This is a genomic window from Streptomyces sp. BL1 (assembly GCF_057628045.1).
Window position 1 is genome coordinate 7,100,842 of sequence record NZ_JBXYWZ010000002.1, and the last position, 12,348, is coordinate 7,113,189.

At 68.7% G+C, this 12,348-nt stretch carries 8 protein-coding genes; 6 read left to right on the top strand and 2 right to left on the bottom strand.

What is annotated here, in order from left to right; all coding sequences use genetic code 11:
- The first annotated feature begins 85 nt into the window (after positions 1-85).
- From AC3AGO_RS31215 to AC3AGO_RS31240, 6 genes are all read left to right on the top strand, one after another.
- On the top strand, positions 86-1,453 hold the full coding sequence (locus AC3AGO_RS31215; RefSeq protein ID WP_487823621.1) for a tyrosine-type recombinase/integrase: 1,368 nt from the start codon (positions 86-88) through the stop codon (positions 1,451-1,453).
- Complete coding sequence (locus AC3AGO_RS31220; protein ID WP_487823622.1) at positions 1,450-3,276, top strand: hypothetical protein; 1,827 nt, start codon at positions 1,450-1,452, stop codon at positions 3,274-3,276. The genes AC3AGO_RS31215 and AC3AGO_RS31220 overlap by 4 nt, the downstream gene beginning before the upstream one ends.
- Positions 3,273-5,378 (top strand): hypothetical protein, encoded by a 2,106-nt coding sequence (locus AC3AGO_RS31225; protein WP_487823623.1) that lies wholly within the window; start codon positions 3,273-3,275, stop codon positions 5,376-5,378. The genes AC3AGO_RS31220 and AC3AGO_RS31225 overlap by 4 nt, the downstream gene beginning before the upstream one ends.
- Positions 5,371-5,895 carry a hypothetical protein gene (locus tag AC3AGO_RS31230; protein WP_487823624.1) on the top strand — a complete coding sequence of 175 codons (525 nt, stop codon included), beginning with the start codon at positions 5,371-5,373 and terminating at the stop codon, positions 5,893-5,895. Before AC3AGO_RS31225 ends, AC3AGO_RS31230 begins: the two co-directional genes overlap by 8 nt.
- A 186-nt stretch (positions 5,896-6,081) precedes the next feature.
- A complete protein-coding gene (locus tag AC3AGO_RS31235) occupies positions 6,082-10,224 on the top strand; it encodes an AAA family ATPase (RefSeq protein WP_487823625.1) in 4,143 nt (1,380 codons plus the stop codon).
- On the top strand, positions 10,221-11,054 hold the full coding sequence (locus AC3AGO_RS31240; RefSeq protein WP_487823626.1) for a hypothetical protein: 834 nt from the start codon (positions 10,221-10,223) through the stop codon (positions 11,052-11,054). Before AC3AGO_RS31235 ends, AC3AGO_RS31240 begins: the two co-directional genes overlap by 4 nt.
- Positions 11,055-11,277: 223 nt before the next feature.
- On the opposite strand, the gene AC3AGO_RS31245 is transcribed toward AC3AGO_RS31240, so the two are convergent.
- Both AC3AGO_RS31245 and AC3AGO_RS31250 read right to left on the bottom strand, forming a co-directional pair.
- Positions 11,278-11,589 (bottom strand): ATP-dependent DNA ligase, encoded by a 312-nt coding sequence (locus AC3AGO_RS31245; protein ID WP_487824880.1) that lies wholly within the window; start codon positions 11,587-11,589, stop codon positions 11,278-11,280.
- Between the two features lie 165 nt (positions 11,590-11,754).
- Positions 11,755-12,033, bottom strand: coding sequence for a hypothetical protein (locus AC3AGO_RS31250; RefSeq protein WP_487823627.1), 279 nt, complete (start codon positions 12,031-12,033; stop codon positions 11,755-11,757).
- Positions 12,034-12,348 lie beyond the last annotated feature (315 nt).

Consider the following 12,348-nt stretch of genomic DNA (forward strand, 5'->3'; position numbering starts at 1 on the left):
TCTACTGAGCCGCACCAGCCACTCCCGAGCGCGTTCGTGCCCGGGAGCGAGCTCGGAACTGCAGGGCACCTTGCAGAATTTGGGAGTGCGTGAGGGGCAGCCGTTCATCCTGGGAAGCGACGGCAGCTACGACCTGGAGCTCAACCGGTTTCTGCGCGAGCTCCCGAGCTGGGGCGTGCCAGCAGACAACAGTGTCGAGGGGTACTCCCGTGATCTGATGCTGTTCTGCCGGTTCCTGGCCGAGTCGCGGGGCGGCAAGTCCATCTGGGAATGCGAGGGGGAGGACCTCCGCGCCTACAAGCGGGTCCGGCTGCTGGCCGAGGGGCCCGGCACAGTGTCGGTGGGCACGTGGAATCGGTCCATCGCCGCGTTGGACAAGTGGGTGCAATGGTCGCTGTACGAGGGGCTGTTGGACCGCGCGCCGTTCCGGTATGTGGACAAGACGGTGACGACGCCACACGGGGTGCGGACGTTGCGGGTGAACGCCGAGTTCGCCGCCGATCCCGAGGACGGGCCGGTGGGCTTCGTCTCCTTCGAGGACTACCTGCTGTGGCGGAACGTGGGGCTGCGGGGCGAGTTGCCGGAAGGGGGCCCGGACCCGGCATGGCGCGGGCGGCACGGCGAGCGTAACGGGCTGTTCGCCGATGTTCTGGTCCACTCCGGAATGCGGTTGAGCGAGGGCGGGACGCTTCTGGTCACTGAGGTCCCGCCGCTGACTGAGCGGCGGATGGTGGGAGATGTGCGCCTGGCGGCGGCGGTGACCAAGCGCCGCCAGGCCCGCACGGTCTTCCTGCCGCGGCGCAAACTGCGGGCCCTGCACCACTTCGTCGCCATCGAGCGAGATGCGATCATCGAGCGCTGCCGGGCGGGTGACAGGTGCGTGGGGGGCGAGGATGTCCTCATGGTCGCGAGGACCGGGCGGAGCGGGCTGACCTTGGAGGGCGGGAGCCGCCGGTGGCCCTACTCCAGGATCGGGCCCGCCGATCGCCTGCGGCTGGTCCATGGCGGTCAGGACGGCCAGCCCGTTGGGCCACTGTGGCTGTGGCTGGGCGATGACGGGGCACCGCTGACGCCCTCGACCTGGCAGTCCGCCTTCCGCCGCGCCAACGAGCGCTGCCGGGGCTTCGGTATCGACATCGAGGTGCATCCGCACACGCTGCGCCATACCTTCGCCGTGCACATGCTGGGCCTGCTGCTGCGGCAGACCATCCGCGCCCTGGGGCGGCCGGAGAACGCTCCGCTGGCCCGTGCTGAACTGCGGCGGCTGCTGATCGGCAATCCGCTGCGCAAGCTGCAGCTACTCCTGGGCCACGCCCAGGAGTCGACGGTCTATATCTATCTGGACGTGCTGGATGAGGCCCAGGAGATCGTGCTGGCAGCCCTGACCGAGTGGGAGGCCCAGGCGGACGCCCTGGAACGCCTCACCGAACCGGGGTTGGAGATGGCCGGATGAGCCCGCGCCGTGTCCGTTTCCCCGCCCCGCACGATCTGCCCTCTGAACCGGAGCCGGTGCCGACGCTCGGACCGGTGGCCTTCTCCGCGCACTTCGCCCACGGCGGCGAGCGCCACTTCGACCTGTCCGATCTGCCGTGCCCCCGCCTGGTGCGGCGTTTGACGCAGGCACTGTCGACTCTGGCAGGGACCGAGAACGGGCAGACGTATGTGGATACCACCTCCGCCTACGTGCGTTCCATCCGCTCCCTGGCAGCCTTCCTCGCCCAGGTTGCGCCGGAGGCTGGGGCGTTCGGCATCGAGAAGCTGACGCCGGAGCTGCTCGACGCCCATGAACACCGGCTCGCCGCCGCCTACCGGACCCGCAGCACCGTCCCGTACGTGCACATGCAGCACATCATCCGGCTGCTGCGGATCGTGCACGAGGCGGAGCCCACGCTACTGAGCGCGGAGATGCAGGCACGGTTGGCCTTCACCTCCGCCCGCACCACGAACGACCGGACCCACCGGCTGGACGCCTACCCCGACGCCGTGTTCGAGGCCATGCAAGCCGCGGCCCTCACCGATGTCCGCGCGCTGCGCGACCGGATCCTGGAGGGCGAGCGTCTCGCCGCCCGCGGCCAGGGCCCGGGCGCGGGCGGCGGGCACACCTGGAACCTGGAGTCCGCGCTCTGGTACATCGTCCACCACGGTCCGCTGACCGCCCACGTCAGAAACCAGCCCGGTGTCCGAGACCGTATCCAGGAGTTGGGCGGCGTGGGCCGGCTCAACGCCCGCCTCTTCCTCACGCCGAACGATCTGGTCCCGCTACTGGTGCTGCTGGTGGGCAAGACCGGTCTGGAGCCCGATGTTGCCGCGCGGCTGCGAGCCGACTGCCTGGTCAACCCCGCCCGCGGCTACGTCAGTATTGCCTACACCAAGAACCGGGCGCACGGGCACTCGCACAAGACCCTCCGGGTCGCGGATGGCGGGAACCTGCACACCCCCGGCGGACTGCTCCGGCTCGCTCTGCGGCTAACCGCCTACGGCCGCCAGGTGGCCGTCACCGACTTGCTGTGGACGCACGTCAACCGGAACGGCGTGGTGAAGGCCAGCTACGGTGCCTTCCACAGCACGGTGCTGGAGAACGAAAAGCCCCGGTGGATGGAACGCCACCACCTCGACACCCTGGCCGAGGGCGGTCTGCGGCTCGACCTGCGGCGGCTGCGCAAGACCTATAAGTCACGTCGCTACCTGCAGACTTCAGGGCTGCTGGAGGATTTCACCGAAGGTCACAGCAAACGGGTGGCCGCCCGGCACTACGCCGACATCGAGGCGCACCGCACCGTGCACGAGGACGCCGTCGAAAACGGCCTGCGACAGGCCCTGGATGCCGCCCTGGCCCCGCCTGTGGTGCTGGCCGAGGACGGCAGCCGGCTCGACAACGGAGAGATCGGGCTAGCTCCGGCCACGGTCGAGACCGCGCTGAGCGGGGAGAGCGACGTGTGGCTCGCCTCCTGTTCCGACTTCTATGCCTCACCGTTCGCACTCAAGCAGGGAAGCGGCTGCCCGGTGGCCCTCTGGGGCTGTCTGGAGTGCCCGAACGCGGTGTTCACCACGCGCCATCTGCCCAGCCTCATCACTTTCTTGGACTTCCTCGGAAAGCAGCGTGAGGAGATGCTCGCGCCGGAGTGGCAGGCCCGCTACGGACTGGCCTTCGACCGCCTCACCACCGGCGTCTTTCCGCAGTTCACCGCCGACCAACTCGCCACGGCCCGCGCCATCGCCGAACACAGCGGAGCGCGGTTGTCCCTGCCGGGCCAGATCCTGGAGCTGATGACATGACACTGCCCGGCACACCTCCCGCACCGCCCCAGGCCGTCCCGGACGACGCACCGGTCCTGCCCGACCGTCTGCGCGAGCGCAGTGACCTGCACGGTCCCCGCTTCGGCGACATGGTCTGGAACTTCAAGCCGTTCCTGCCGCGCACCGCCCCCATGTCACGGGTGGTCTTCACTGCCATTGAGGATCCTGTCACCACGCTGGTACTCAAGGAGTACCTCTACTCACGGCTACGCCGCGGCAATCCCGCCACCCAACGGCGGGGACCGATGAAACTCACCTCGATTTTCGGGGTGTTCATGAAGGCGCGCAGTGCCCTCGCGACGTTGAAGGAAGTCGGGGCACCCCGGCTGGCTGACGTCACCCCGGACCACCTGCACGCCGCACTGGCGTGCTGGAAACGCGTCTCGGCCGACAACGCGGCGCAGCACGTCACCGCCGTCAAGTACCTGTTTGCACACGGTCCGTTCCTCACCGCGGACCGGCTCGGCATCAACCCCTGGCACGGGCGCTCCAGCCATGCAGTCGCCGGCGTCGCTCGTGACCGGGAGAACTCCACCGCCCGCATCCCCGAAGAGATCATCCGCCCCCTCCTGAAAGCGGCCGTCTTCTACGTCCAGACCGCCAGCAGCGACCTTGCCGCCGCCCGCCGGGAACTCACCACGCTCAAGTCCGCAGCACCTGCCCGCACCCGCCACAGCAGCGGGCAGGCCCAGGCGAAAGTCGAGCGCTACCTCGAGGAGCTGCGCACCGCCGGCCAGGGCATCCCCGCCCTCCCTGCGCACATGGCCCACCAACACCCGCACATCCCTCTCATCGACGGTGTACTGCAGGCTCCCAACGTCGCACTGATCGCCCTGCTGACGGGCGTCGCCCCGAGTGCCGAGATCAGACGCCCGATCGCCGAGGCGGCCCACAGCTTGGGGTACGAATCCGGTGGCCTGCGCGCCCCGCTGAACATCTGGCCGGACAGCGGACGTCCCTGGCGTCCCCGGCTCGATGCCGGCGAACTCGGCATCGAGACCACGTACCTGCGTGTCGCCTCCTGGATCGTGATCGCCTATCTGTCCGGCATGCGCGACGCGGAGGTCCGTGAACTCGCCCCGGACTGCGCCTTCACCGAAACCGAGCGGGGAGTGCGGACGCGCCACAAGCTCCGCGGACGTGTTTGGAAGGGCAAGCAGCTCTCGGGGGAAGAAGCCGAATGGGTAGTCCTGGACATCGTCCACCAGGCCGTCACCGTACTCCGCGAGCTCAACAACGACCCCACCCATCTGTTCGGACACCGCGGTGCCTCCAGCACCGGAAACCGCCTCGTGGTCTTCGGCTCCGTCAACCTGCGGCTGAACAGATTCCGCGACCACCTCAACACGCTCTTCAGTACCCCCGAAGAACAGTTCCTCCCCGACCTCAGCGCCGACGAGGACACCGATCCACTGCCCTGGCGGCTGACCACCTCCCAATTCCGCCGCACGCTGGCCTGGCACATCGCCCACCAGCCGTTCGGCATCGTGGCCGGCTCACGGCAGTACCAGCACGCCGAGCTGGCCGTCTTCGAAGGCTATGCCGGCACCTCTGCCTCCGGCTTCGCCGCCGAAGTCGCCTCCGAGAAGGCCGTGGCGAAACTCGACTACGTCGAGGAGCTCTACCGCGACTGGCACGAGGGACACCAAGCCAGCGGTGGCGCGGCCCAGCGGGTGAACGCGGAATTCGCACGCATCCGCCGGGAACTGGGCGACCTGCCCGGCCTCATCGCCAGTCCCGCCCGGCTGCGCGCGATGCTCCAGCACCTGACCAAGACCCTGCACCCCGGTGTGCTCAACGACTGCTTCTATCAGGAGGCCGCCGCGGTCTGCGCCAAACGGGCCCAGCCCCTCGGCCGCCCCCTGCCACTGCTCAACATGTGCCTGTCCTGCCCCAACGCCCGCCGCTCTACCAGCCATGTGCCTCGCCTCACCGCTGCCCGCGACCAAGCCCAGAAACCGCTGAACTCCGGCACACCCCTCCCACCGCTGCAAACCGCAGCCCTCACCGACTACACCGCCACCCTTGACCGCCTCATCACCGAGATCAGCCCAGCCACACAGGACCAAACCGATGACTGACACCCCGCTGCGGTTGCGCCACGCCTACGAACGACACGGCAACGGCATCGCGCCCTCCGCCGCCGACCAAGCCATCCTGCACGCCTTCGAACGCATCATGGCCGGCCGCCCGGAGGTAACCGACGGAACACTCACCGCCGTCAACATCAGCACCGAAGCGGGCATCTCCCGCGCCACCTACTACCGCTCGCCAGCCGCCAAAGCCATCAAGGACATCCTGGCGGAGCCCGATGTCCACCGACCCGACACCGACACTCTCAAGGCCGAAAACGCCCAACTCAAGCGCCGGGAGCGACATCTGCGCAGCGAACACGCAGCCGCGGTCGGCGAGCTGAGAACCCTCGTCGCCACCTACGCCGACCACATCCAGACCCTCACCCTGCACAACGCCCACCTCAAAACCGCCAACACCCAACTCCTCCAGCAACTACGCCAGATGGGCCGGAACATCACTCCGCTCCCCGCCCCGAGGCACGAACCCGGCATCGCCCAAGACTGCGACAAGGACCGCCCGTAACGCATAGACGCATCGCCCGAAGCAGTATGTGCTCGTGGAACCAGGGCGCGTCATCATCGAGGGGAGCTCGCACGCGTCCTTCGACAGTGCCACGGCCTTACCTGCCTTCGGGAACCCTGAGATGCTGCATTCCTGTAGTCCGCGTGCCGCTTGAGGTCATGCTGGCTAGCGCCATAAGGGGGGCGCATGGAAAAGGGCGATGCGGTGATCATCGGGGTGGGTACCTTCCGCAGCCCCTTACCCGACGGTGAGGAGCTGCCGGTCGGGACGCAGACCTGGGATGCGCTGGAGTTCGTGGACTGCGTGGTCCCTCGCGTCCAGGACGCGCTCAGCGAGCTCGGCTACCGCGTGCGGTGCCACCTCGACCCCATACAGACCGAATTGCGGGATGCTCTGTTGCCTTCCCCCGCCGATGCGGAGACCGTCGGCGGGCACCGGATCGTGCACGTGATCTCCCATGGCAAGGCCGACGTCGATCGGAAGCGCCTGGACATGGTGCCTGCCGACGGGCGGATCGGCCGTGACACCAACGTCGCTGGGTGGATCTCCGACAGCGACGCCGAACAGCGGCCTTCGCTGTTCCTGGTCGATCTGTGCGGCTCGGGCGTGGCGGCCAGGCTTTCGTCCTCGGTGCACGAGGCCGGGCTGCCGACCTACGCCTGGGTTATCGCCGCTTCCGACAGCCGGGAGGAAGCCTACGACGGCCGTTTCAGCATCGCGGTCGCCGACGTTCTCCACGACCTCGCCCGAACGGGACTCGGCAGCGACCCCTCGCAGGAGTTCGTCGACTTCGACCTGGTGGCCCGGCACATCGGGATGCGGCTGGAGAAGGCGGGAGGCCGGGTGCAGACCGTGCGGGCCACGCTGATGGACCCCAGTGCTCCCAAACCGGACCTGCCGTTCTTCCCCAACCCTGCGCATCCCGCCTTCGCCAGTGATCCCGTCCGCGCACAACGCGGCGTCCTCGACCCGCCGGTCAGGGACTTCGTCGAAGAGCTCGACCCGGTCGATGCCCGGCACTTCACCGACCGGCCCGGCCGGCACTTCACCGGCCGCCGCAGCCAACTCCGCCTGCTCGCCCCCTGGCTGGACGACCCCGGAGCCGCCCGGCTGTGCGTGGTCACAGGAAGCCCCGGCACCGGCAAGTCCGCCCTGCTCGGCGCCCTCATGTGCGCCGCGCACCCGCAGCTGGCCGAACAGGCCGCACACATCCGCGAACGCCTGCCCGGCGCCTGCCGGCCCGCCTTCCACGAGCAGTTGGCAGCCGTCCAAGCCCGACAGCGCAGCCTGCCCGCCGTCCTGCGCGCACTCGCACGCCAGCTACACCTGCCGGCGTCGGCCGACGAGTGGACCCCAGAAGCCTTCATGCACGCGGTACGGGCGCTGCCGGAACCGCCGGTGCTGGTGGTCGACGCACTCGATGAAGCGGTCGACCCCGGCCACCTCACGCAAAGGCTACTCCTGCCGCTAACGGACGACTGCCGCCCCGATGGGCGACCGGCGTGCAGGATGCTGCTCGGCATGCGCCCCTGGGAGCAGTTCCAGGAACTTCAAACCCGCGCCGAAACCACCGGCCTCCTCATCGACCTCGACCGATCCCCCACAGGCGAGTTGGAAGAGGACCTGGCCGACTACCTCGACGATGTCCTCACCCACCTCGACGGCTACCGCACCGGACCGGCCCGCCCGGTCCGCGACCTGCTCGCCCGCACCGCCGCCGCCCGCCTGGCCCACACCCCCCAACAGGGCGAGAGGTGGGGCGCCTTTCTGGTCGCCTCGGTCTACAGCAGCTACCTCGCCTCCACCCCGGCAGCCGAGAATCTCTCCTCCGCGCGGCACCTGGGCGAGAACGTGCCGGTCACGCTGCCGGACGTCTTCGAACTCGATCTCGCCGCCCGCTCCGCCCCCGCCACTGCCCGCGCCCTCCTGGTCGCGATCGCCCACGCCAAAGGCAACGGCATCCCCGCCGAACTCGCCTACCCCCTCGCCCAATCTCTCCACCCCACAGCCGACCCGACAAGCCTGCCCCAGGTACTCGACGAGTCCATGTTCTACCTGCGCACCCACGTCGACACCGACGGCACCACCCTCTACCGCCCCTTCCACCAAGGACTCGCCGACCACCTCCGCGCCCACCCCTACCAGCGGGCCCCTGCCCGCATGCTGCGCGGCAGCATCCCCGCGGCCGAACGTGTCCTGGACACGCTCCTCACCCCCCGCACCCAGGCCGACCACCTTGTGTGGGCCAACGCCGCCCCCTACCTGCTCCGCCACGCCATCGAGCACGCCATCGACGCCGAGAACACAGAAATTCTGATCACCGATCCCGAATTCCTCGTGTACGCCGACTCGTACACCCTCACCCCAGCGCTTTCCACCGTCGCCTCAAGGCCCGCGGTACTGGCAGCCGCTGTCTACCGCACGTCCCTGCATCAGCACCGACCCACCCACCCCGAAACCCGACGCTCCATCCTGGCTGTCGACGCCGCCCGCCACCGCGCCACCCAACTGCAAGAGCAACTCACCCGGCCGCTGCCTCACGGAACATGGCGACCCCGCTGGGCAACAGGCAACTCCCTCACCCCAGCACTGCACAACACCCTCACCGGCCACACCGAGTGGGTGGATGCGGTGGCGTGCACGAGCCTGGATGGTCGGCCCGTCGCGGTCACCGGCAGCACCGATAGAACGGTGCGGGTGTGGGATCTGCGGTCGGGTGAGCCGGTCGGGCAGCCCCTCACCGGCCACACCGAATCGGTGGATGCGGTGGCGTGCACGGTTTTGGATGGTCGGCCCGTCGCGGTCACCGGCAGCACCGATAGAACGGTGCGGGTGTGGGATCTGCGGTCGGGTGAGCCGGTCGGGCAGCCCCTCACCGGCCACATCGGGCCGGTGTTCGCGGTGGCGTGCACGGTTTTGGATGGTCGGCCCGTCGCGGTCACCGGCAGCACCGATAGAACGGTGCGGGTGTGGGATCTGCGGTCGAGTGAGCCGGTCGGGCAGCCCCTCACCGGCCACACCGAATCGGTGCGCACGGTGGCGTGCACGGTTTTGGAGGGCCGGCCCGTCGCGGTCACCGGCAGCACCGATAGAACGGTGCGGGTGTGGGATCTGCGGTCGAGTGAGCCGGTCGGGCAGCCCCTCACCGGCCACACCGAATCGGTGGATGCGGTGGCGTGCACGGTTTTGGACGGTCGGCCCGTCGCGGTCACCGGCAGCAACGACGCAACGGTGCGGGTGTGGGACCTGCGGTCGGGTGAGCCGGTCGGGCAGCCCCTCACCGGCCACACCGAATCGGTGGATGCGGTGGCGTGCACGGTTTTGGATGGTCGGCCCGTCGCGGTCACCGGCAGCAACGACGCAACGGTGCGGGTGTGGGATCTGCGGTCGGGTGAGCCGGTCGGGCACCCCCTCACCGGCCACACCGAGTGGGTGCAGGCGGTGGCGTGCACGAGCCTGGATGGTCGGCCCGTCGCGGTCACCGGCAGCAACGATAAAACGGTGCGGGTGTGGGACCTGCGCTCGGGTGAGCCGGTCGGGCACCCCCTCACCGGCCACACCGAATCGGTGTTCGCGGTGGCGTGCACGAGCCTGGATGGTCGGCCCGTCGCGGTCACCGGCGGCGATGACAACACGGTGCGGGTGTGGGATCTGCGCTCGGGTGAGCCGGTCGGGCACCCCCTCACCGGCCACACCGAATCGGTAAACGCGGTGGCGTGCACGAGCCTGGATGGTCGGCCCGTCGCGGTCACCGGCAGCAACGATAAAACGGTGCGGGTGTGGGACCTGCGCTCGGGTGAGCCGGTCGGGCACCCCCTCACTAGTCCCACCCACTGGGTGTTCGCGGTGGCGTGCACGGTTTTGGAGGGCCGGCCCGTCGCGGTCACCGGCAGCACCGATACAACGGTGCGGGTGTGGGACCTGCGCTCGGGCGAGCCGGTCGGGCACCCCCTCACCGGCCACACCCACTGGGTGGATGCGGTGGCGTGCACGAGCCTGGATGGTCGGCCCGTCGCGGTCACCGGCAGCACCGATAGAACGGTGCGGGTGTGGGATCTGCGCTCGGGTGAGCCGGTCGGGCAGCCCCTCACCGGCCATACCTGGCTGGTGAACACGGTGGCGTGCACGAGCCTGGACGGTCGGCCGGTCGCGGTCACCGGCAGCAGTGACAAGACGGTGCGGGTATGGGACCTGGTTGGCGGTGCCTGTGTCGTCGTGGCCGTGAGCCTTCAGGTCAGTGCGGTAGCAGCTGCACCAGATGGCGCTCTCGTACTGGGACTCGGCACCGAGGTCATGGTGATGGACCAGGAAACGGAACTCAGCGGATGAAAATCCTCGGTATTCACGGCGTGGGCAACTTCCGCGCTGCACAGCTCCCGAGCGAGGCGGCCGGAGAACTGGCGGGCATCTGGACCGGGGCACTGTCACGTAGCGAGCCCAAAGAGCCCGGCCAGGCACAGGAACGGCATGAGGTGGCAGTTACCTACTATGCCGACTTACTGCGCCGACAAGGCGGTCAAGGCCCGGACGATTTGGACTCGCTCGACAACTTCGAGCGCGATCTCGTGGCTTTGTGGCTCGACGCATGTGGGCTGCCTGATGCCACCGCTGCTGGGCGCGCTACCGCACCTCTGCGCCAGGCTCTGGCTTGGCTGGCCAGAGCCCGCGGCCTGGGACAGTCCACCACCGAGTGGTTCGTCGCTGTCTGCTTCCGCGAAGTCGCCACCTACCTGCGCGGTCCTGCGCGCCAACAGGTCCGCGCCCGCATCGCCGAGACCTTGGCAGCCCAGCAGCCAACCGTTGTCATCGCCCACTCCCTCGGATCCGTCGTGGCCTACGAAACCCTCTGGGAACACCCAGAGTTCAGCGTAGATCTGCTAGTCACGCTCGGCTCCCCGCTAGCGCTTCCCCACGCCATCTTCCCGCGCCTGCAGCCAGCTCCCGTCAACGAGAAAGGGCAGCGTCCCCCCAACGTGGCCAACTGGGTCAACCTTGCGGACCCCGGCGACCTCGTCGCAATTCCGCCCAAGGGCATCCAGCGCTGCTTCCACGGCGTGCAAGAGCCAGAGAACAAGCCAATCCACGCCTTCGACTTCCACAAGGTCGCCAACTACCTCGCAACTCCCCAACTACGCGCCGTACTCCAGAAGTACACGTAGCTTCCCCGGCCAAGGCGCCCAGTTGAACACCAGCAGGCCCTTCCCGGGGAGATACGGGAGCAAGTTACTCAGGCGGGGTAATGAGGCCCATCTCAATGCGGTCATAGCGCCAGCACTGCGACGAGAGCCGCACGCCAGAGTCAGTGCTATCCCTCGGCGCGAACGACCGGGACCGGGTGTCAGGCTGCACGGCCGTTCGCGGCACAGCCGGCGCAAGACCCCGTCAGCAACTGGCGTCCCTCACCGGCAAGTTCTGAGACACTCCGGGATGCAAGATGTAGCCCGTTCCTGAGACACACAGGGTGTGCGACACCCGGGCAGCTCGCATAACCCCGTCGAGTACAGCAGTCTCGCCCATCTCCTTCGCCGCACGCACGATCTCGGGGAACGCCTGGGAGAGGTCTGCGCCGTTGCGGGACTGCAGATACACACTGCCGGGGCGCAGAAAGACGATCGTGCGGTAGCCGTCCCACTTCGGTTCGAACGCTGACTCCTGCGACGCGTGGGGCATTGCCCTCACGGAGCGAGCCAGCATCGGGTCGAGCGGAGGAGACAGCGTCACCCCTCATGAGTACGCCGCCGCCACCGCGGCCGCACGCCGAGCACCGTCATTACCAGGGAGACACCCGCGCCGGCCGCCCACACTCACAGTGCATCGCGGCGGCCCTGCAGAAGCCATGGCTCGCCATCCCCCGTTCCGTTACTCGCCGTCTGCGTCCCGTGCCGCGACCATCAGATCCTGTGACGGCTGGCAATAGCCATGCTCTGTCACCAGTCCGGATGCGTAGATGCCCTTGCGCAGGGCGATCGCCGCCTCGGATGCGGCGATCCGCAGCTGCACGGTTTCCTCGCGCTGCTCCTCGCCGAGATCGATGCCGCGAACCCCGGGTGCGTGCTCGTCCAGCGCCTTCCACGCGTGATTTGCCGCGCGCTGGAGTTCGATCAGGTCAGCATGCTTCTCGGGGTCAATGAGGCTCATGATGCCGAGGTTACGGCCACGGTCTGACATCAGCCTTCAGGTCACGTCCGCTGCTGCATGACGGCCTGTTGCGTGGCAGCGAGCGCAAGATTCCACGGATCCCCTTCGGGCTGGCCGCAGCCGGGCCGCATGAGCTGGGCCATGGCGTGTGAGCCGGAGACGGGCGTGCAGTTCGACGCTGCGGAGGGCCGCCTGCAGCTCGTACGAACTGGCCGCCATCCCGGACGGCAGTCCAGCCGGATCGTGCTCGGGTGTTCCGAAGCGCCGCGCTAGTGGGATCTCATCGCGCGCGTCCCACATGAGGCTGTGGCCGGC